This window comes from Enterobacter sp. DN, assembly GCF_046054285.1.
Taxonomy (GTDB): domain Bacteria; phylum Pseudomonadota; class Gammaproteobacteria; order Enterobacterales; family Enterobacteriaceae; genus Enterobacter; species Enterobacter hormaechei_C.
In genome coordinates this window covers 499,277-521,547 of sequence record NZ_JBJJTG010000001.1, presented here as the reverse complement: position 1 = coordinate 521,547, position 22,271 = coordinate 499,277, and the positions used below count along the sequence as shown (strand labels likewise).

Below are 22,271 nucleotides of genomic sequence, written 5' to 3'. Positions count from 1 at the left end.
ACGATGCGACTGGTCATTATCGGTAATGGTATGGCGGCAACCCGGCTGATTGCGTCGCTCACCGGGCGTGTTCCCGGTCGTTTCGCTGTCACCGTCATCGGTGACGAGCCTGAGCAGGCGTACAACCGCATCCAGCTTTCACCGGTGCTGGGTGGTGAAAAGCAGGCGGAGCACATCTGTCTGCACGATGAAGACTGGTACACGGCACGAGACGTGACGGTGCTGCGAGGAGAAAAGGCGCTCGCAGTAGACGTCAACGCGCGTGAAGTGCATACCTCTGCTCGCACGCTGGGCTGGGATGCGCTGGTGTTTGCCACCGGGTCTACCCCTGTAGTGCCGCCGATCCCCGGGGGCGATGCGCCGCATGTGTTCACCTTTCGCACCCTGGCAGAGACCCGCGCCATCCGGAATATCTCCGGACCGGCGGTAGTGCTGGGCGGCGGCGTACTCGGCGTGGAGGCAGCGGCAGCGCTGGCGCGAAACGGTGACAACGTCACGATTATCCATCGCGGCACGTGGCTGATGGAACAGCAGCTGGATCAGCAGGCGGGACTGCTGCTTGACGAGGCGCTGGCGAAGCGGGGCGTACGCTGTGAACTCGCCTCCGGCATCACGGCCATCACTGACGATGCCGTGACGTTGCTTGACGGACGCCGCATCGCCGCCACGCGCGTGGTGCTGGCTACGGGTGTACAGCCCAACGTCGCGCTGGCAAAAGCCAGCGGCATTCGCTGCGCGCGCGGCATCGTGGTGGATCAGCAGATGCAAACCTCCGTGCCGGATATCTACGCCATCGGCGAGTGCTGCGAAATTGACGGCCAGACGTTTGGCCTGGTCGCCCCCTGTCTGGCGCAGGCGGATATTCTTGCCGCGCGGCTGGCCGGGGAGGTCACCGCGCCGTTTACCCTGACCGACAACGGCGTGCGCCTTAAGGTGACCGGCGTGGCGCTGTTCAGCCTCGGACGCGCGACGGCGCAGGCGGACGATGTGGTCTGGAGTTCATGGGACCCGCTGACCCGTCACTATCGACGTTTACTGATCCATCAGGGGGCGCTGGCTGGCGTGCTGCTGATGGGTGACTGCCGCAGCGCGGCAACCTTTACCGATTTACTGGCAACGGCTGCGCCCGCCCACGCGGACTGGCTGTTCGATCGTTTCACAACGCAACCGCAGGTTGCAGGACAGAACGCTATGACAAAACCTACTCTGGTGGTGGTTGGGCACGGTATGGTCGGCCATCATTTCCTCGAAGACTGCGTTAACCGCAATTTGCATCAGCAATATCAGATTATTGTTTTTGGCGAAGAGCGCTATGCGGCCTATGACCGCGTGCATCTGTCGGAATATTTTGGCGGACGCAGCGCGGACTCGCTCTCGCTGGTGGCGGGGGCGTTCTTTGCCGATAACGGCATTGAGCTGCGCCTCTCGCAGCAGATCGTCGCTATCGATCGTGATGCACACGTAGTGCGTACCGCCAGTGGCCATGAGACTCACTGGGACAAGCTGGTGCTGGCGACCGGCTCGTACCCGTTCGTACCACCCGTTCCGGGCAACGATCTGCCGGGTTGTTTTGTCTACCGCACCCTCGACGATCTGGACAACATTGCGGCCCATGCGGCAGGCTCTCGCCGCGGTGTGGTGATTGGCGGCGGCCTGCTGGGGCTGGAGGCGGCGAATGCGCTTAAGCAGCTCGGGCTGGAAACCCACGTGGTGGAGTTTGCGCCTAACCTGATGGCGGTGCAGCTCGACAGCGACGGCGCGGCAATGCTGCGTAAGAAAATTGAGGCGCTGGGCGTAGGGGTACACACCAGTAAATCGACGACGGAGATTGCCACCGCAGACGACGGGCTGGTGCTGCGCTTTGCCGATGGTGAACAGCTGGAAACGGACATGGTGGTCTTCTCTGCTGGTATTCGGCCGCAGGACGCGCTGGCGCGCAGCAGCGGGCTGGCTGTCGGCGAGCGCGGCGGGATCTGCATTGACGACGGCTGCCGGACCTCCGATCCGGATGTGCTTGCCATCGGGGAATGCGCGCTGTGGGAGGGGAAAATCTTTGGCCTGGTGGCACCGGGCTACCAGATGGCGCGCGTGGCCGCCGCTGTGCTGGCGGGTGAGGAGAAGCGCTTCACCGGCGCAGATATGAGTACCAAACTCAAGTTGCTGGGCGTGGATGTGGCGTCGTTTGGCGATGCCCACGGGCGCACGCCGGGCGCGCTGAGCTACCAGTGGACGCACGGGCCGCAGCAAATCTACAAAAAGATTGTGGTCAGCCACGACAGCAAAACCCTGCTGGGTGGCGTGCTGGTGGGCGATGCCAGCGAATACGCCACGCTGGTGCAGATGATGCTCAACGGCATCAGCCTGCCAAAAGAGCCGGAAACGCTGATCTTACCCGTATCGTCAGGCAGCGCGCCGAAAGCGCTGGGCGTGGCGGCGCTGCCGGAAAGCGCGCAGATCTGTTCGTGTCATAACGTCAGCAAAGGGGATATCTGCCAGGCGGTAAGCGCGGGCGCAACGGATATCGGCGCCATTAAGCAGTGCACCAAAGCCGCGACCGGCTGCGGAGGCTGTAGCGCGCTGGTGAAGCAGGTGATGGAGTTCCAGCTTGCAGAGCAGGGCGTGGAGGTGAAAAAGGATATCTGCGAACACTTCCCGTACTCGCGTCAGGAGATTTACCACCTGGTGCGCGTCAACCATATCCGCACCTTCGACCAGCTTATCAGCCGCTACGGTCAGGGGCATGGGTGCGAGATCTGTAAGCCGCTGGTGGGATCGGTATTGGCTTCCTGCTGGAACGAGTATCTGCTGAAACCGGCGCATCTGCCGTTGCAGGACACCAACGACCGCTATTTCGCCAATATTCAGAAGGACGGAACCTACTCCATCGTCCCGCGGATGCCTGCGGGTGAAGTGACCGCCGACGGGCTGATCGCCATCGGCCAGATCGCGAAACGCTATAGCCTTTACAGCAAAATTACCGGCGGGCAGCGTATTGACCTGTTTGGCGCCACGCTCGAACAGTTGCCGGAAATCTGGCAGGCGCTGGTAGAGGCCGGGTTTGAGACCGGACATGCTTACGGGAAATCCCTGCGCACGGTGAAATCCTGCGTCGGGTCGACCTGGTGCCGCTACGGCGTGCAGGATTCCACCGGCCTCGCGGTCAGGCTGGAGCACCGCTACAAGGGGCTGCGCGCGCCGCACAAAATCAAAATGGCGGTCTCCGGCTGTACCCGTGAATGCGCAGAGGCGCAGAGCAAAGACGTAGGGGTGATTGCCACGGACAAAGGCTGGAACCTCTATCTGTGCGGCAACGGCGGGATGAAGCCGCGCCACGCGGATCTCTTCGCCAGCGATCTGGACGACGAAACGCTGATCCGCACCGTTGACCGTTTCCTGATGTTCTACATCCGCACGGCAGATCGTCTGCAACGTACCAGTACCTGGATGGATAACCTGGAAGGCGGCCTCGACTATCTGCGCGAGGTGATCCTCAACGACAGCCTGGGGATCGCCCACGAGCTGGAGCAGGAGATGGCCCGGGTGGTGGAGACCTACCAGTGCGAATGGCAAACCACCCTTAACGATCCTGACCGCCTGGCGCTGTTCCGAACCGCGGTGAACGTCCCCGCCGCGGAGGAGAACAAGCGCTGGCAGGAAATTTGTAATATCGACGAGATCCCTGAGCAGGCGGGCATTGGCGCGCATCTTGGGCGCAAACCGATTGCGTTGTTCCGCTTTGGCAAAACCGTTTATGCCCTCGACGATCGGGAGCCGGGCAGCCGCGCGAACGTGCTCTCACGCGGCATCCTCGGCGATGCGGCGGGGGAACCGGTGGTGATCTCGCCGCTCTACAAGCAACGTATTCGTCTGCGCGACGGGTGTCAGGCTGAGAGCGGGGCGCCTGCGGTGCGTGCCTGGCCGGTAAAAATTGAAAACGGCAAGGTGTGGGTTGGAAATGAAGAGCTGGTGATGCGTGCGGAGGCCTCATGACGGAAACCCGGACAACGTGCCCTTACTGCGGGGTGGGCTGCGGCGTGGTCGCCAGCGCAGACGGTGAAAAGGTGAGCATTCGGGGGGATGAAACTCATCCGGCGAATTTCGGTCGTCTGTGCGTAAAAGGATCTGCCCTCGGGGAAAACACGGGGCTACAGGGACGCCTGCTGCGCCCGGTTGTCGATGGCCGGGAGGTGGCATGGCCGCAGGCGCTGGGCGAAGCGGGCGAGCGGCTGCGGAACATCATCAACGAATGGGGGCCGCAGGCGGTGGCGTTTTATGCCTCCGGCCAGCTGTTGACCGAGGATTACTATGCCGCCAATAAGCTGATGAAAGGCTTTATCGGGGCGGCGAACATTGATACCAACTCGCGGCTGTGCATGTCATCGGCGGTGGTGGGCTACAAACGCGCCTTCGGTGAAGACGTGGTGCCGTGCAGCTACGAGGACGTGGAAAACAGCGATCTGGTGGTACTCGTTGGCTCGAACGCGGCCTGGACGCATCCGGTGCTGTATCAGCGGCTGGTGCAGGCAAAACACAACAATCCGCAGATGAAAGTGGTCGTGATCGATCCGCGTAAAACCGCCACCTGCGATATCGCCGATCTCCACCTCGCGCTCAGACCCGGCAGTGACGCCGGGCTGTTTGTGGGGTTGCTCAATCTGATTCAGGGGCGCGGCGAGTGGCCGATCCCTCGCGTGGCGGCGTTTTGCGATCTGCCTTCAGACGAGATTGGCACCTTCTACGACTGGTTTGTCACCGCGCCACGCGCGATCACGCTCTACACCATGGGGATCAACCAGTCCTCCAGCGGCAGCGACAAGTGCAACGCCATCATTAACGTGCATCTTGCCAGCGGAAAGTTCAACCGTCCTGGCTGCGGCCCGTTTTCGCTGACCGGACAACCAAATGCCATGGGCGGGCGGGAAGTGGGGGGACTGGCGAATCAGCTGGCGGCGCACATGAACTTCGAGCCGGACGATCTCGCGCGCGTGGCGCGTTTCTGGGGAACGGAACGGCTGGCGCAGACCCCGGGCCTGATGGCGGTGGAACTGTTTGACGCTATTGCCCGCGGCGAGGTGAAGGCGGTGTGGATCATGGGTACCAACCCTGCCGTGTCACTTCCCGACAGCCACGCGGTGTGCCAGGCTCTGGCGGCCTGCCCGCTGGTCATGATATCTGAGGTGATGCAGGAGACGGACACCAGCCGGTTTGCCCATATCCGTTTTCCCGCCCTGGGCTGGGGCGAGAAAAACGGCACGGTGACCAATTCAGAACGCCGTATCTCCCGCCAGCGCGCCTTTCTGCCTGCGCCGGGCGAGGCCAGACCGGACTGGTGGATCATCGCCCGGATCGCAGACCAGCTCGGTTATGGCGATGCCTTCGCCTGGGAACACCCTCAGGAGATATTTTGTGAACATGCGGCGCTAACGGCGTTTGAAAATAACGGCGAACGGGCGCTAAACCTGCGCGAACTGGCGTCGCTGTCGCGAGAGGCGTGGGACGAGCTGGCGCCGTATCAGTGGCATGCCGGTGATTTCCCGCAAAGAACGCTTGTTCCGGTTGACCCCTCCCCGCATGGGGCAGGCGTCGACGAATTGTACCCCTTGATACTGAATACCGGGCGGATCCGCGATCAGTGGCACACCATGACGCGCACGGGGTATGTTCCGCGTCTGATGCAGCATATCGATGAGCCTTTTGTTGAGATGAACGCAACCGATGCGGCGCGCGCCGGGCTGACTGACGGCCAGCTGGCGCGGGTAAGCTCCCCGCGCGGAGTGATGGTTGCCAGAGTACGTATCTCCACCGCGCAGCGTGCAGGCGAGCTGTTTGCGCCGATGCACTGGAACGCGCAATTTGCCCGCCAGGGTAAGGTCAATGCGCTGGTGGAAGGGCGGGTTGATGCCGGGTCCGGCCAGCCGGAGAGTAAACAAACCGCGGTGAGGATCATGCCCTGGCTACCCGCCTGGCAGGGTGAACTGTATGCCCGCGAGCTGCCAGCGCTGCCGCCGTCGGTCTGCTGGTGGCGTAAAGCCTCACGTCTGACGGTGGCGGGGGAGCAGCCGTTGCTGTCGTGGATCATGGCGTACGCCAGCGGTCGGGGCTGGCAGTTACAGGTGGCACAGACGGGAGAACGCAGCAGCGTGCTCGCCTGGCATCACGGTGAGCTGATGCTGGGCTACTGGGAGGGCCATACGCTGCCGGCGCTGGCGCATGCGTTTATTGAAGAAGCCTTTGCTGCTGCGCCCGTCCAACTTGCTGAACGCCATGCGCTGCTGCACGGGCAACGGCCGGACGAAGATGCCGATCCCGGGCGAATTATCTGTAGCTGCTTCAGCGTGGGTGAAAATACGATACGTAAGGCAATAGCCGGAGGCTGTGATTCTGCCCCAGCGCTGGGCGTGAAGCTGCGCTGCGGCACGAACTGTGGTTCCTGCGTGCCGGAGCTGAAAGCGCTGTTGGGATAATAGTGTAAGGGCGTCGGGTGGCGGCTTCGCACCGGTACGAATTTGTAGGTCGGGTAAGGCGAAGACGCCACCCGACAAATCTTTTCAGGATATTCCTGAAATTTCTCTTAAGACTGGTTTTCAGGGCTTATGGCGTTAACATAATAAGTGTTTGTTCATAAACACAGGTTCTGATTGACGACGTTGAAGGCTGTATCGTCCCGCATCCGTTTTTTGCTGTTACTCCCCCTTTTTACGGCTGGAGCCGTTCATGGTGCGCCGAAATCCTTCGTGCAGCAGGCGCAAAATCCGTTTGATAACAACGGCGATAGTCTGCCGGATCTCGGCATGGCGCAACCGACCAGCGAAGGCGAAAAGCATCTGGCTGAAATGGCTAAGGCCTTCGGTGAAGCCAGTATGACCGATAACGGCCTGACGGCCGGGCAGCAGGCGCGACAGTTCGCGTTTGGCAAGGTGCGGGATGCCGTGAGCGGGGAAGTCAACGAGCAGATTGAATCCTGGCTTTCACCCTGGGGAAACGCCAACGTCAATGTGCTGGTGGATGACGACGGCAACTTTAACGGCAGCAGCGGAAGCTGGTTTATCCCCTGGAACGACAACACCCGCTATCTGAGCTGGAGCCAGCTTGGGCTGACGCAGCAGACAGACGGGCTGGTGAGTAACGTCGGGGCAGGTCAGCGCTGGGTTGCCGGAAACTGGCTGCTGGGCTACAACACTTTTTACGACAACCTGCTGGAAGACAACCTGCAACGTGCCGGGCTGGGCGCAGAGGCGTGGGGTGAAAACCTGCGCCTGTCGGCCAATTACTACCAGCCGTTCGCTGGCTGGCAGCCGCGTTCCGACATCCGCGAGCAGCGCATGGCGCGCGGATACGACGTAACGGCCAAAGCCTGGCTTCCCTGGTTTCACCACCTCAACACCAGCGTCAGCTTTGAACAGTATTTTGGCGATAACGTCGATCTGTTTAACAGCGGTACGGGGTATCACAACCCGGTTGCGGTCAACCTGGGGCTGAACTATACCCCCGTACCGCTGGTCACCCTGACGGCTGCCCATAAGCAGGGGGAGAGCGGCGTTAGCCAGAATAACCTCGGGCTGAAGCTCAACTATCGTTTTGGCGTGCCGCTGGCGAAACAGCTTTCCGCCGGGGAAGTGGCGGCGACGCGCTCGCTGCGGGGCAGCCGCTATGATTCACCCGATCGCGATAATCTGCCCGTGATGGAATTCCGTCAGCGCAAAACCCTCTCGGTATATCTGGCCACGCCGCCGTGGGATCTTAAGCCAGGCGAAACGGTGATGCTGAAGCTGCAAATTCGCAGCACGCACGGTATCCGGCAGATCCACTGGCTGGGTGATACCCAAGCGCTCAGCCTGACCTCACCGGCAAACGGCAACAGCAGCGATGGCTGGAGTGTGATCATGCCTGCATGGGATGATTCGGAAGGGGCGAAAAATACATGGCGGCTTACGGCCGTGGTGGAAGATAAGGATGGGCAGCGTGTCTCCTCCAATGAGATCACGCTTTCCGTGGTGCAACCGCTCGTCGCAATGCCTGCCGACGATCCACGGTGGAAGTTGCTGCCGGATGAGTAAGTTAAAAAATGCGCTCCTGATGCACCCAGACGGCGGCTTCGACGCGGGATTTTAACTTCATTTTTTTCAGCATGTGTTTGACATGCACTTTGACCGTGCTCTCGGTGATGTCCAGACGGCGGGCGATCATTTTGTTCGGCAGCCCCTGGGCAATCAGCTTCAGAATGTCACGCTCGCGCGGGGTCAACTGGCTGACGTCACGATCAGACGTGGCGCGGTTCGCACGCAGGCTGGCGGCCAGTACCGGCGTTAACGCTTCACTCAGCACCATCTCGCCTGCGGCAGCCTGTTGCAGCGCCTTGAGCAGATCTTCCGGCTCCATATCTTTCAGCAGATAGCCGTCTGCCCCTCGCTTGAGGGCGGTGACCACGTCTTCTTCATGGTTTGAGACGCTGAAGACCACCACCCGGCCAGAGAGGGATTTCTCCCGCAGCTTGTCGAGGGTTTCCAGGCCATTCATGCCCGGCATGTTGAGATCGAGCAAGATCAAATCAGGATCGAGCGATTCGGCAAGTTCAATACCCTGTTCGCCGTTACTGGCTTCCCCGACGACGGTGATATCTGGCGCCATGCTGACAAGCTGTTTAACGCCAGTGCGCAGCATCGGATGATCGTCAATCAACAGGATAGATGCCGGTTCCTGATTAGTCATGGTTTTCTCCTTGAGCAGTTATGAGGGGCTTTTCGGGTATAAAGGTGACCACAACTTCGGTGCCACCTGACTCTCCCCGGCGAACCTGGCAATCACCGCGCAGGCTTTGCGCGCGGTCTCGCATAATAATTAAACCATAGTGGTTCGTTCGTTCGGCATTTTCCGGCACGCCGCGGCCGTTATCCTGAACCCTGAGCTTCACCTGATTATCCTGGCAGCTGACGGTGACCGTGACGGCCGTCGCCTCGGCATGCTTGAGCACGTTGCTCAGGGCTTCGCGGGCAATTTGCAGCAAGTGGATCGCCTGGTGAGAGGGGACAAAACGCGGTGGCAGCTGGTAATCCAGCTTCACCGGGAAGCCCAGCCGGGCGCTAAACTCCTGACAGCTGGATTCCAGCGCAGGGCGCAGCCCCGGCTCGGTGAGCTGCAAACGGAAGGTGGTCAGCAGCTCGCGAAGCTGAATCCACGAGGTGTTAAGCTCGTTGCGGATCTGGCTGAGCAGCTGTTTGCTGCTCTCGGGCATGCCTTCATCCTGCATTTGCAGGCAGCTCACCTGCATCTTCATGCAGGAGAGGGACTGGGCGATGGAGTCGTGCAGCTCGCGGGCGATGGTGGCACGCTCCTCCATCACGATCAGCTGCTGCTGTTTCTCCTGGTGGCGGTCGAGCGCCAGCGTGGCCGTGAGCTGCTCAACAAGCGTATCGACCAGCTGCTGCTGGTCGTGGCTCAGGTGACGTCCGGCGGGCAGGGTGGCCAGCAAAATACCGTACTGGGTATGGCTGTCCATCAGCCGCCACTTGAGGGTCGTGCCGCTGGTGGTAAGTGGCGGCAAGCCGCGCGGGCACAGATGACACCCTTTATCGTCGCAGGAGATGTCCGACTGACAGGTAAATTCCTGATGGTTTTCCTCATCCTCAACGTCGTAAACCCGAAGCTCAAGATCGCGGAGCAGAGTCAGATTTTGCAGGCCGTTCAGTACCGGCGAGAGACGTTCGCAAAGCGGGACCTGCATATGCAGGCGACGGTTCGCCTGCCAGAGGAAAGAGAGGATCTCGTTTTTCTGCTCAAGCCCGGCGGTTTTCTCCTGGACGCGTTGTTCCAGTACCGCGTAGCTTTCTGATAGCTCTGCCGACATGGTGTTGAGCGCCTCGCCGAGCATCGCCATTTCGTTGCGCCCGCTGATGTGCGTGCGCTGGGTAAAATCGCGCTGTGTGACGGCGCGGGCCATCGCCAGGAGCTGTTTCCAGGGGTTAAGCAACCGCGCGCGCAGCCAGATAACCGTGAAAATCAGCAGCAAACCCATAAACAGCGCCATTGCGCGGTGAACCATCACCACACGGTCAATGCGTAACTCTGTGGTGCGATCGAATGAGGAGACAAGATGATCGATGCGTGACACAAACCCGGCGACGTCCCGGGCGACCGTTTCCCGGTCTTCCGCCCGCTTTAACCCAGGCTCCAGCTGGGTATGCCAGTAGCCCTGAAGCGCCTTAAGCTGAGATTGCTGACCGTCACGGATGGCGGCTCTTTCCAGTTCAGGGCTGAATGCGGTACGCTCCATTTCGTCGATAAGCGGTTGGTCAGCCTGCGTCAGCGGCACCGACGCCAGCAGCCGGTAACTCTGCATACGTAGCGAGCCTGCCTCGTTGATGGCATGCGCGTTACCCTGTACACCCTGTACCAGCCAGCCAGAAATAGCCATGCCGGTCACGCCGATAGCGGTGGACAGCAGAACAATAAGCGCCAGCTGGTTAACCAGCGTCAGCGGAGATAAACATCTTTTTAACATAGAGTTGCCGGGCTCCTGACGTGACCTGATTGCAGGAATGGCGCTATTCTGGTGCATACCCTGGAGTATACCCATACCAATAAAGGATTACCTCTAAATTGCCAGAGGGGTAACGGTTAGTGGGTGGACGAAGCAGGGATGCGTCAGCACCGTGAAAAACCACACCTTTTTTACGTTTTGCATCTACTCATTAAGAGTGATGGCTTTTTTTTCGCCGCAAAACCTCCCACTTTTCCTTTGATTTATATCAACTTACCGCCGCTCTAAAGCCCTAATGTTTGCAGCATCATTCGAGAATCAGAGGTGTCTATGAGTCACTCTTCCGCTCCCGAAAGGGAAACTGGTGCCGTTATTACAGACTGGCGTCCAGAGGATCCGGCGTTCTGGCAACAGCGCGGCCACCGTGTAGCAAGTCGTAATCTGTGGATTTCCGTTCCATGTCTGTTACTGGCGTTTTGCGTCTGGATGTTGTTTAGTGCGGTTGCGGTTAACCTTCCAAAAGTGGGCTTTACCTTTACTACCGATCAGCTGTTTATGTTGACCGCGTTGCCGTCGCTTTCAGGCGCACTGCTGCGCGTTCCTTACGCGTTTATGGTGCCGGTCTTTGGTGGTCGTCGCTGGACGGCTTTCAGTACCGGGATCATGATCGTACCGTGCGTGTGGCTCGGTTTTGCGGTGCAGGATACCTCCACACCGTTTAGCGTATTCGTGATTATCTCTCTGCTGTGCGGTTTTGCGGGGGCGAACTTTGCGTCCAGTATGGCAAACATCAGCTTCTTCTTCCCGAAAGCGAAGCAGGGTGGTGCGCTGGGCATTAACGGCGGCCTCGGTAATATGGGCGTGAGCGTGATGCAGCTGATTGCCCCGCTGGCGATCTCTGTCTCCATCTTTGCGGCCTTTGGCGGCGGCGGTGTGACGCAGCCCGACGGTTCCGTGCTGTTCCTGCAAAACGCCTCCTGGATTTGGGTACCGTTCCTGGTGGTCTTTACCCTGGCGGCGTGGTTCTTCATGAACGATCTGTCCGCGTCCAAAGCGTCACTGAGCGAGCAGCTGCCGGTGCTGAAGCGTGGCCACCTGTGGGTGATGGCGCTTCTGTATCTGGCGACCTTCGGCTCGTTCATCGGTTTCTCAGCAGGCTTTGCCATGCTGTCTAAAACCCAGTTCCCGGACGTGCAGATCCTTCAGTTTGCCTTCTTCGGTCCGTTTATTGGCGCGCTGGCACGTTCGCTGGGCGGGATGATCTCCGACCGTCTGGGGGGAACGCGCGTTACGCTGGTGAACTTTGTTGTGATGGCCATCTTCTGTGCGCTGCTGTTCCTGACGCTGCCTGCGGGTGGTGAGGGGGGTAACTTCTTTGCCTTCTTCGGCGTCTTCATGGTGCTGTTCCTGACCGCCGGGCTGGGCAGTGCGTCTACTTTCCAGATGATCTCTGTCATCTTCCGCAAGCTGACCATGGACCGCGTGAAAGCGCAGGGCGGGAGCGACGAGCAGGCAATGCGTGAAGCTGCTACCGATACCGCTGCGGCGCTTGGGTTTATCTCTGCGATTGGCGCGATTGGCGGCTTCTTTATTCCAAAAGCGTTCGGTATCTCACTGGATCTGACCGGCTCTCCGGCGGGTGCGATGAAGGTATTCCTCGTCTTCTATATCGCCTGCGTGGTCATCACGTGGCTGGTATATGGCCGTAATACCAAGAAAAACAAGTAAGCTTGATTATCCGTTTGCGCGGCCTGAGTGCCGCGCTTTTTTTAAACACTGAATAGTTACAACATACTATCGACGTTACCCGTGATCACCCGCAGGTAACGCTGTGATCGCCATCGCTTTACAGGTGTGTCTACCCCTTAATACCTAAGATGTTAAATTTTGCCTCGACTATTGTACGATAAATAAAATATATCTATATAAATCATAAAGTTAAAAAATATTAACGGCTACCGCTTTGGTGGTATTTGATCTAATACCCCCCTTCAGAGACCCCCTTCGTCTTGATCGTTATCAATTCTCACCATCTTTCATAGCGTTACCTTCGCTGCAAATCAGCAATGTCGATTTAGAGAGCCACAGGCTCCACACAGGAGATACCCGATGAGCAAATTTTTGGACCGGTTTCGCTACTTCAAACAGAAGGGTGAAACTTTTGCCGATGGGCACGGCCAGGTTCTGGATACCAACCGGGACTGGGAAGACGGTTACCGTCAACGCTGGCAGCATGACAAAGTTGTCCGTTCTACCCACGGCGTAAACTGCACTGGCTCATGTAGCTGGAAGATTTTCGTTAAAAACGGTCTGGTGACCTGGGAAATGCAGCAGACCGATTATCCGCGTACCCGTCCGGATATGCCGAACCACGAGCCGCGCGGCTGCCCGCGTGGGGCCAGCTACTCCTGGTATCTCTACAGCGCCAACCGTCTGAAATACCCGCTGATGCGTAAACGCCTGATGAAAATGTGGCGTGAAGCGAAAGCGCAGCACAGCGATCCGGTTGATGCCTGGGCCTCCATCATTGAAGATGCCGACAAAGCGAAAAGCTTCAAGCAGGCGCGTGGTCGCGGTGGTTTCGTTCGTTCTTCCTGGAAAGAGGTGAACGAGCTGATTGCGGCTTCCAACGTCTACACCGTGAAAACCTACGGTCCTGACCGTGTGGCAGGCTTCTCGCCAATCCCGGCGATGTCGATGGTCTCTTACGCCTCCGGCGCGCGCTACCTGTCACTCATCGGTGGTACCTGCCTGAGCTTCTACGACTGGTACTGCGACCTGCCGCCAGCGTCGCCTCAGACCTGGGGTGAGCAGACCGACGTGCCGGAGTCCGCCGACTGGTATAACTCCAGCTACATCATCGCCTGGGGCTCTAACGTTCCGCAGACCCGTACCCCGGATGCGCACTTCTTTACCGAAGTACGTTACAAAGGGACCAAAACCGTCGCCGTGACCCCGGACTACGCCGAAATCGCCAAACTGTGCGACCTGTGGCTGGCGCCGAAACAGGGTACCGATGCCGCAATGGCGCTGGCGATGGGCCACGTCATGCTGCGTGAATTCCACCTCGACAAGCCAAGCCAGTATTTCACCGATTACGTGCGTCGCTACACCGACATGCCAATGCTGGTGATGCTCGAAGAGCGTGACGGCTATTACGCCGCAGGCCGTATGCTGCGTGCCGCGGATCTGGTGGACGCGCTGGGTCAGGAAAACAACCCGGAGTGGAAAACGGTCGCCTGCAACAGCAACGGCGAGCTGGTGGCGCCAAACGGTTCTATCGGCTTCCGCTGGGGCGAAAAAGGCAAATGGAACCTGGAGCAGCGTAACGGCACCACGGGTGAGGAGACGGAGCTGCGTCTCAGCATGCTGGGCAGCCAGGACGAGATCGCCGATGTCGGCTTCCCGTACTTTGGTGGTGAAGGTTCCGAGCACTTCAACAAGGTTGAGTTGCAAAACGTTCTGATGCACAAGCTGCCGGTGAAGCGCCTGCAACTGGCGGACGGTTCTACTGCTCTGGTCACTACCGTCTACGATCTGACCATGGCTAACTACGGCCTGGAGCGCGGCCTGAACGACGAAAACTGCGCGACCAGCTATGATGACGTGAAGGCTTATACCCCAGCCTGGGCGGAACAGATCACCGGTGTGCCACGCGCCCAGATCACCCGTATCGCCCGCGAATTTGCGGAAAACGCCGACAAAACCCACGGTCGCTCCATGATCATCGTCGGTGCCGGTCTGAACCACTGGTATCACCTCGATATGAACTATCGCGGCCTGATCAACATGCTGATCTTCTGCGGCTGCGTCGGGCAGAGCGGCGGCGGCTGGGCGCACTACGTGGGCCAGGAAAAACTGCGTCCGCAGACCGGCTGGCAACCGCTGGCGTTTGCCCTTGACTGGCAGCGTCCGGCTCGTCACATGAACAGCACCTCCTACTTCTATAACCACTCCAGCCAGTGGCGCTACGAGACGGTTACCGCCCAGGAACTGCTGTCGCCGATGGCGGATAAATCCCGCTACAGCGGCCACCTGATTGACTTCAACGTGCGCGCTGAACGTATGGGCTGGCTGCCGTCTGCGCCGCAGCTGGGTACGAACCCGCTGCGTATTGCGGAAGCGGCGAAGCAGGCGGGCATGTCACCGGTGGACTACACCGTTAAATCCCTCAAAGACGGCTCAATCCGCTTCGCGGCAGAACAGCCGGAGAACGGTAAAAACCATCCGCGTAACCTGTTCATCTGGCGCTCTAACCTGCTGGGTTCGTCCGGTAAAGGCCACGAGTACATGCTGAAATACCTGCTCGGTACCGAAAACGGTATTCAGGGGAAAGATCTCGGCAAGCAGGGCGGCGTGAAGCCGGAAGAAGTGGAGTGGAAAGACAACGGTCTCGACGGCAAGCTGGATCTGGTGGTGACGCTGGACTTCCGTCTGTCCAGTACCTGCCTGTACTCCGACATCGTGCTGCCTACTGCCACCTGGTACGAAAAAGACGACATGAATACGTCGGATATGCATCCGTTTATTCATCCGCTGTCGGCGGCCGTTGACCCGGCGTGGGAATCAAAAAGCGACTGGGAAATTTACAAAGACATCGCGAAGAAATTCTCTGAAGTCTGTGTAGGGCACCTGGGCAAAGAGACCGACGTGGTGACGCTGCCAATCCAGCACGACTCCGCTGCCGAATTGGCTCAGCCGCTGGACGTGAAGGACTGGAAAAAAGGCGAGTGCGACCTGATCCCGGGCGTAACCGCGCCGCACATTATTCCGGTTGAACGTGATTACCCGGCAACTTACGAACGCTTTACCTCTATCGGCCCGCTGATGGAGAAGATCGGTAACGGCGGTAAAGGCATCGCCTGGAACACCCAGAGCGAAATGGATCTGCTGCGCAAGCTCAATTACACCAAAGCAGACGGCCCGGCGAAAGGCCAGCCGATGCTGAACACGGCAATTGATGCGGCAGAGATGATCCTGACCCTGGCCCCGGAAACCAACGGCCACGTGGCGGTGAAAGCCTGGGCGGCCCTGAGCGAGTTTACCGGTCGTGACCACACGCACCTGGCGAAGAATAAAGAGGAAGAGAAAATCCGCTTCCGCGATATTCAGGCCCAGCCGCGCAAGATTATCTCCAGCCCGACCTGGTCTGGCCTCGAAGATGAACATGTGTCCTATAACGCCGGCTACACCAACGTTCACGAGCTGATCCCATGGCGCACGCTTTCTGGCCGTCAGTCTCTGTATCAGGATCACCAGTGGATGCGTGACTTCGGTGAAAGCCTGCTGGTTTACCGTCCGCCAATCGACACCCGCTCCGTGAAAGCGGTGATGGGCGCGAAATCGAACGGTAACCCTGAGAAGGCGCTGAACTTCCTGACGCCGCACCAGAAGTGGGGTATCCACTCCACCTACAGCGACAACCTGCTGATGCTGACGCTGTCGCGCGGGGGGCCAATCGTCTGGATGAGCGAAGCGGACGCCAAAGATCTGGGTATCGAAGATAACGACTGGATCGAAGTGTTCAACAGCAACGGCGCCCTGACGGCACGTGCGGTGGTGAGCCAGCGTGTACCGGCCGGGATGACCATGATGTACCACGCGCAGGAACGTATCGTTAACCTGCCGGGGTCTGAGATCACCGAGCAGCGCGGCGGTATTCACAACTCCGTGACCCGTATTACGCCGAAGCCGACCCACATGATCGGTGGTTATGCCCAGCTGGCCTACGGCTTTAACTACTACGGCACCGTAGGATCGAACCGCGATGAGTTCGTGGTGGTACGTAAGATGAAGAATATTAACTGGTTAGATGGCGAAGGTAATGACCAGGTACAGGAGAGCGTAAAATGAAAATTCGTTCACAAGTCGGCATGGTGCTGAATCTGGATAAATGCATCGGCTGTCATACCTGCTCAGTCACCTGTAAAAACGTCTGGACCAGCCGTGAAGGTATGGAGTACGCCTGGTTCAACAACGTGGAAAGTAAGCCGGGCACTGGCTTCCCGACCGACTGGGAAAACCAGGAGAAGTGGAAGGGCGGCTGGATCCGTAAAATCAACGGCAAACTGCAACCGCGCATGGGTAACCGTGCCATGCTGCTGGGAAAAATCTTCGCTAACCCGCATCTGCCGGGCATTGATGATTACTACGAGCCGTTTGATTACGACTACCAGAACCTGCACAACGCGCCGGAAAGCAAACACCAGCCGATCGCCCGTCCTCGCTCGCTGATCACCGGTCAGCGCATGGACAAAATTACCAGCGGTCCAAACTGGGAAGAAATTCTGGGCGGCGAGTTCGAAAAACGCGCCAAAGACCAGAACTTCGAGAACATGCAGAAGGCGATGTACGGCCAGTTCGAAAACACCTTCATGATGTATCTGCCGCGCCTGTGCGAACACTGCCTTAACCCGGCATGCGTGGCGACCTGCCCAAGCGGCGCCATCTACAAGCGTGAAGAAGATGGCATTGTGCTGATCGACCAGGACAAGTGCCGCGGCTGGCGTATGTGCATCACCGGCTGCCCGTACAAAAAAATCTACTTCAACTGGAAGAGCGGTAAGTCTGAGAAGTGCATCTTCTGCTACCCGCGTATCGAAGCCGGTATGCCGACCGTCTGCTCAGAGAGCTGCGTAGGTCGTATCCGCTACCTCGGCGTGCTGTTGTACGACGCGGACGCGATTGAAAATGCCGCAAGCACCGAGAACGAGAAAGATCTGTATCAGCGTCAGCTGGACGTCTTCCTCGATCCAAACGATCCGAAGGTTATTGAGCAGGCGCTGAAAGACGGTATTCCGCAGAGCGTGATTGACGCCGCACAGCAGTCCCCGGTGTACAAAATGGCGATGGACTGGAAGCTGGCCCTGCCGCTGCACCCGGAATACCGCACGCTGCCGATGGTCTGGTACGTGCCGCCGCTGTCTCCGATTCAGTCTGCGGCGGACGCGGGTGAACTGGGTAGCAACGGCATTCTGCCGGACGTGGAAAGCCTGCGTATTCCGGTTCAGTATCTGGCCAACCTGCTCACCGCAGGGGATACCCAGCCGGTACTGCTGGCGCTGAAACGTATGCTGGCGATGCGTCACTTCAAACGTGCGGAAACCGTTGACGGCGTTAACGATACCCGCGCGCTGGAGGAGGTCGGCCTGACCGAGGCGCAGGCGCAGGAGATGTACCGCTATCTGGCAATCGCTAACTACGAAGATCGTTTCGTGGTGCCGAGCAGCCACCGTGAACTGGCTCGCGAGGCCTTCCCGGAGAAAAGTGGGTGTGGCTTTACCTTTGGCGACGGTTGCCACGGGTCAGACAGCAAATTCAACCTGTTCAACAGCCGCCGCATTGACGCGATGGATGTGACCAGCAAAACGGAGCCGCACCAATGATTGAACTCGTCATTGTTTCGCGTCTGCTCGAGTACCCTGATGCTGCGCTTGTGCAGCATCAACAGGAACTCTTTGATGCACTCGCGTCATCTGAAAACCTGGATAAAGAGGATGCCCAGAAGCTGGGCGTTTTCCTCCGCGATCTGCTGGCACGCGATCTTCTTGATGCGCAGGCGGACTACAGCCAGCTGTTTGACCGGGGCCGTGCCACGTCTCTGCTGCTGTTCGAACACGTTCACGGTGAATCCCGCGACCGTGGTCAGGCGATGGTGGATCTGATGGGCCAGTACGAGCAGCACGGTTTGCAACTCGACAGCCGCGAGCTGCCGGATCACCTGCCGCTGTATCTGGAATATCTGGCGCAGTTGCCGAAAGAGGAAGCGCTGGGCGGGTTGCAGGACATTGCTCCCATTCTGGCGTTGCTCGGCGCGCGTCTCCAGCAACGTGAGAGCAGCTATGCAGTCCTGTTCGATCTGCTGGTGAAACTGGCTAACGCCTCGGTTGACAGTCAAAAAGTGGCGGAAAAAATTGCGGATGAAGCCCGTGACGATACCCCACAAGCACTGGATGCCGTCTGGGAAGAAGAGCAGGTGAAATTCTTTGCTGACCAGAGCTGTGGCGAATCTGAAATCTCCGCGCATCAGCGTCGTTTTGCCGGAGCGGTGGCTCCGCAATATTTGAATATCTCTAACGGAGGACAGCACTAATGCACTTCCTGAATATGTTCTTCTTTGACATTTACCCGTATATCGCGGGCACCGTATTCCTGGTGGGAAGCTGGCTGCGTTATGACTATGGCCAGTACACCTGGCGTGCTGCCTCCAGCCAGATGCTGGATCGTAAAGGGATGAACCTGGCGTCAAACCTGTTCCACATCGGGATTTTGGGAATTTTCGCCGGCCACTTCCTGGGGATGCTGACCCCGCACTGGATGTACGAAGCGTGGCTGCCGATTGACGTGAAGCAGAAGATGGCGATGATTGCCGGCGGCGCCTGTGGCGTGATGACCCTGGTGGGTGGTCTGTTGCTGCTGAAACGACGTCTGTTCAGCCCACGCGTGCGGGCTACCACGACTGGAGCGGACATCCTGATCCTCTCCCTCCTGATGGTGCAGTGTGCGCTTGGTCTGCTGACCATTCCATTCTCTGCGCAGCATATGGACGGCAGCGAGATGATGAAGCTGGTTGGATGGGCGCAGTCTGTCGTGACCTTCCGCGGGGGCGCTTCTGAGCATCTGGACGGCGTGGCGTTTATCTTCCGCGTTCACCTGGTGCTGGGTATGACCCTGTTTGTGCTGTTCCCGTTCTCTCGCCTGGTGCACATCTGGAGTGCGCCGGTGGAGTACCTGACGCGCAAATATCAGGTTGTGCGTGCTCGTCGCTGATTCGCTGTATTAATACAACCCCGCATTTGCGGGGTTTTTTTTGTCCCCGATCCAGGGGGGCGTGCGGATGCCGGGTGGCGGCTGCGCCTTACCCGGCCTACAGACCCTATTCGTAGCCCCGGTAAGCGAAGCGCCACCGGGGAAAACAGGCAGGGAAGGATTACTCCCGGCATCGAGAAATATGGAGCATTGTGCTTGAGTGAGTGCTTAAGAATCTGGAAGTGATGGTGGTGGGGGAAGGATTCGAACCTTCGAAGTCGATGACGGCAGATTTACAGTCTGCTCCCTTTGGCCGCTCGGGAACCCCACCAGGGGTAATTCATATTTTGAGGTAAAGCTGGAGATGGTGGTGGGGGAAGGATTCGAACCTTCGAAGTCGATGACGGCAGATTTACAGTCTGCTCCCTTTGGCCGCTCGGGAACCCCACCACGGGGTAATACTTTTAACTGGCCTGCTTCCTGTTGGAAGCGGGGCGCATCATATCAAATGAGACGCCCCTGTAAAGCATTCCTTTAGGAAAATGAAGCTGTTTGCCTGCTTTTTATCCGTAAAGGCGTAAAGCTAATCAATTCATTTTCCGAGGGATTAAAGAATAATCGTTCTGTTGCCGTACACAAAGACGCGCTGAGCAAGTACCTGATACAGCGCACGGCTCAGTACGTTCTTCTCAACGTCACGGCCAGCACGCATCATATCTTCTGCCGTGTAGGTGTGATCCACGTGAATTACGTCCTGCATGATGATTGGGCCTTCGTCCAGATTGTCATTCACGTAGTGCGCGGTTGCGCCAATGATCTTCACCCCACGCTCGTATGCCTGGTGATACGGACGCGCGCCAATAAAGGCGGGCAGGAAGGAGTGGTGGATGTTGATAATCTTGTTCGGGAAGCGCGCCACGAAGGATGGCGTTAGCACGCGCATATATTTCGCCAGCACCACGTAGTCCGGGTTATGCGCTTCAATCGCAGCAGCCATCAGGTTGTCGTGCTCTTCACGGGTATGGCCTTCGTGACTGACCAGTTCAAACGGAATGTCGAAACGTTCAACCAGCGTACGCAGCGTCTCGTGGTTGCCAATGACGGCGGCAATTTCGACGTCCAGGCCACCGTAGTTGGCTTTCATCAGCAGATCGCCCAGGCAGTGCGCCTCTTTGGTGACCAGAATGACAATGCGGCGACGGCCCGCCGGGTTAAGCTCACGCACCGAGCCTTCCGGCAGGGCGCTGTCCAGATCGGCAAGCAGGGTTGTGTCGTTGAAAATGCCTTCCAGTTCGGTACGCATAAAGAAGCGACCGGTACGGTGGTCAACGAACTCGTTGTTCTGCACGATATTCAGTTCATGCTTGTAGCAAATGTTGGTAATTCGTGCGATCAGCCCTTTTTGATCGGGACAGATAGTGCGCAGAACTTTACGTTGTAATGATTGCATCGCCGGGAAATCCTGTTTATGTATTTGCGAAGTCTGAGTTGTCAGGCATTACTGCCGCAACACTTTTTAAATTTTTTTCCTGAACCACAGGGGCAGGGATCGTTACGACCGAATTGCGGACGTGTGCCGTCAATATAATACCATTGCCCGCTGTCCTTTAAGAACCGTGAGCGTTCAATGATGGCGCCGGGTTTGTTTTGTTCGCTAAAGCGGGCGACAAAACTGACATAGCCCTCGTTGGCATCGCGGCCGGGAGCGGCTTCAAAGACGGTGAGGCCCAGCCAGACGGTGTTGGCAAATCCGGCTTCAATCTCTTGGCGAAAATCGGCAGCATGGCAGGACGGATGCCAGGTTTTAATCAGGTAGTCTGCGTTTTTGATCACAAAAGCAGTATACCGCGAGCGCATAAGGTGTGACGGGTCTGGTGCAACCTGCTCGCCAGAAAGATATCGCTGGCAACATAGGCTATACTCCAGAGCGCTACCACAGGGGCAGAGTTGAGACACGATTCTCTTCCTGGAACAAAAAATAAGGCGTTAAACGCTTAAGGTAGCAATATGTTAACTGAGCAGGTGCGTTGACGCTATGTCGGGAATCCAGGGGAAGTAAAACAGGGCTAATGAGAAAGGTAAAAATTGGACTGGCGTTGGGCTCAGGTGCAGCCCGGGGTTGGTCACATATTGGCGTTATCAATACCTTAAACCAGATGGGGATTGACGTTGATATTGTCGCAGGATGTTCTATCGGGTCGCTGGTCGGATCCGCGTACGCCTGCGGTAAGCTTCCGGAGCTTGAAAGCTGGGTGCGCTCCTTCAGTTACTGGGATGTGCTGCGCCTGATGGATCTCTCCTGGCAGCGTGGCGGCCTGCTGCGCGGCGAACGCGTGTTCAATCAGTTTCGTAAGATAATGCCCCTCGCTGACTTCAGCCACTGCCAAATGCCTTTCGGGGCCGTTGCAACCAACCTCAGTACGGGCAGGGAGTTATGGCTCACTGAAGGGGATATTCATCTCGCCGTTCGTGCATCCTGTAGCATGCCGGGGTTAATGGCGCCTGTGCCTCACAACGGCTACTGGCTCGTTGATGGGGGCGTGGTGAATCCTGTCCCTGTCTCTCTGACGCGCGCCATGGGGGCGGATATCGTTATTGCCGTGGATTTACAGCACGACGCACACCTTATGCAGCAGGATTTGATGCCGGTTAATCTTCAGAGCGATGACACGGAAGAAGAGAAACTTGCCTGGCATGCGCGATTACGCGGCAGAATAGGGCGCCTGACCGCCCGTCGCGCGGTGACCGCGCCGAACGCCATTGAAATCATGACGACCTCTATTCAAATCCTTGAGAATCGCCTGAAGCGAAACCGTATGGCTGGCGATCCTCCGGATATTCTTATTCAACCCTATTGTCCACAAATCTCTACCCTTGATTTCCACCGGGCTGAGGCCGCCATAGCAGCGGGCTCGTTAGCCGTCGAAAAGAAAATAGATGAACTGTTGCCTTTTGTGCGTACAGCACGTTGAGCACTTTTTTGATTACTTCAGCAAAATCTGACAGGCGATAGTACCAATAGCATGCCACTATTGAGTAACTGTCA

The 22,271-nt window shown here is 58.1% G+C and carries 13 protein-coding genes and 2 tRNA genes; 9 read left to right on the top strand and 6 right to left on the bottom strand.

The genetic code is table 11. The annotated features are described in order from the left end of the window. The first annotated feature begins 3 nt into the window (after positions 1–3). The 3 genes from nirB (at position 4) to ACJTMZ_RS02395 (ending at position 8,057) form a co-directional block, all read left to right on the top strand. Complete coding sequence (gene nirB / locus ACJTMZ_RS02405) at positions 4–3,990, top strand: nitrite reductase large subunit NirB (protein ID WP_252010647.1); 3,987 nt, start codon at positions 4–6, stop codon at positions 3,988–3,990. Beyond that, positions 3,987–6,464 carry a molybdopterin-dependent oxidoreductase gene (locus ACJTMZ_RS02400; protein WP_252010646.1) on the top strand — a complete coding sequence of 826 codons (2,478 nt, stop codon included), beginning with the start codon at positions 3,987–3,989 and terminating at the stop codon, positions 6,462–6,464. Before nirB ends, ACJTMZ_RS02400 begins: the two co-directional genes overlap by 4 nt. A gap of 174 nt (positions 6,465–6,638) precedes the next feature. Further along, a complete protein-coding gene (locus tag ACJTMZ_RS02395; RefSeq protein WP_017384247.1) occupies positions 6,639–8,057 on the top strand; it encodes a YchO/YchP family invasin in 1,419 nt (472 codons plus the stop codon). A gap of 1 nt (position 8,058) precedes the next feature. Here ACJTMZ_RS02395 and narL read toward each other — a convergent pair whose 3' ends face one another. Both narL and narX read right to left on the bottom strand, forming a co-directional pair. Then, entirely contained in the window at positions 8,059–8,709 is a 651-nt protein-coding gene (narL, locus tag ACJTMZ_RS02390) for a two-component system response regulator NarL (RefSeq protein ID WP_003856701.1), read from the bottom strand. Beyond that, positions 8,702–10,498 carry a nitrate/nitrite two-component system sensor histidine kinase NarX gene (gene narX / locus ACJTMZ_RS02385; protein ID WP_032669674.1) on the bottom strand — a complete coding sequence of 599 codons (1,797 nt, stop codon included), beginning with the start codon at positions 10,496–10,498 and terminating at the stop codon, positions 8,702–8,704. The genes narL and narX overlap by 8 nt, the downstream gene beginning before the upstream one ends. A gap of 309 nt (positions 10,499–10,807) precedes the next feature. Here narX and ACJTMZ_RS02380 point away from each other — a divergent pair, with 309 nt between their 5' ends. From ACJTMZ_RS02380 to narI, 5 genes are all read left to right on the top strand, one after another. Then, entirely contained in the window at positions 10,808–12,205 is a 1,398-nt protein-coding gene (locus ACJTMZ_RS02380; RefSeq protein WP_017384245.1) for a NarK family nitrate/nitrite MFS transporter, read from the top strand. 381 nt (positions 12,206–12,586) lie between these two features. Beyond that, entirely contained in the window at positions 12,587–16,330 is a 3,744-nt protein-coding gene (locus ACJTMZ_RS02375) for a nitrate reductase subunit alpha (protein WP_032653838.1), read from the top strand. Beyond that, positions 16,327–17,862, top strand: a complete 1,536-nt coding sequence (gene narH, locus ACJTMZ_RS02370; protein WP_017384243.1) for a nitrate reductase subunit beta — start codon at positions 16,327–16,329, stop codon at positions 17,860–17,862. Before ACJTMZ_RS02375 ends, narH begins: the two co-directional genes overlap by 4 nt. Beyond that, on the top strand, positions 17,859–18,569 hold the full coding sequence (gene narJ, locus ACJTMZ_RS02365) for a nitrate reductase molybdenum cofactor assembly chaperone (protein WP_017384242.1): 711 nt from the start codon (positions 17,859–17,861) through the stop codon (positions 18,567–18,569). The genes narH and narJ overlap by 4 nt, the downstream gene beginning before the upstream one ends. Beyond that, complete coding sequence (gene narI / locus ACJTMZ_RS02360; RefSeq protein WP_017384241.1) at positions 18,569–19,246, top strand: respiratory nitrate reductase subunit gamma; 678 nt, start codon at positions 18,569–18,571, stop codon at positions 19,244–19,246. Before narJ ends, narI begins: the two co-directional genes overlap by 1 nt. Before the next feature lie 225 nt (positions 19,247–19,471). Here the strand turns inward: narI and ACJTMZ_RS02355 are convergent. The 4 genes from ACJTMZ_RS02355 to ACJTMZ_RS02340 all read right to left on the bottom strand — a co-directional run bounded on the left by ACJTMZ_RS02355 (position 19,472) and on the right by ACJTMZ_RS02340 (position 21,181). Continuing rightward, a tRNA-Tyr gene (locus ACJTMZ_RS02355) sits at positions 19,472–19,556 on the bottom strand. Between the two features lie 34 nt (positions 19,557–19,590). Further along, positions 19,591–19,675 (bottom strand) — tRNA-Tyr (locus ACJTMZ_RS02350). A 157-nt stretch (positions 19,676–19,832) separates the two neighbouring features. Beyond that, positions 19,833–20,675, bottom strand: coding sequence for a formyltetrahydrofolate deformylase (gene purU, locus ACJTMZ_RS02345; protein ID WP_003856715.1), 843 nt, complete (start codon positions 20,673–20,675; stop codon positions 19,833–19,835). A 41-nt stretch (positions 20,676–20,716) separates the two neighbouring features. Further along, positions 20,717–21,181, bottom strand: a complete 465-nt coding sequence (locus ACJTMZ_RS02340; RefSeq protein WP_023303849.1) for a YchJ family protein — start codon at positions 21,179–21,181, stop codon at positions 20,717–20,719. A 113-nt stretch (positions 21,182–21,294) separates the two neighbouring features. Here ACJTMZ_RS02340 and rssA point away from each other — a divergent pair, with 113 nt between their 5' ends. Then, positions 21,295–22,197 (top strand): patatin-like phospholipase RssA, encoded by a 903-nt coding sequence (gene rssA, locus ACJTMZ_RS02335; RefSeq protein ID WP_023303848.1) that lies wholly within the window; start codon positions 21,295–21,297, stop codon positions 22,195–22,197. The last annotated feature ends 74 nt before the right edge of the window (positions 22,198–22,271 follow it).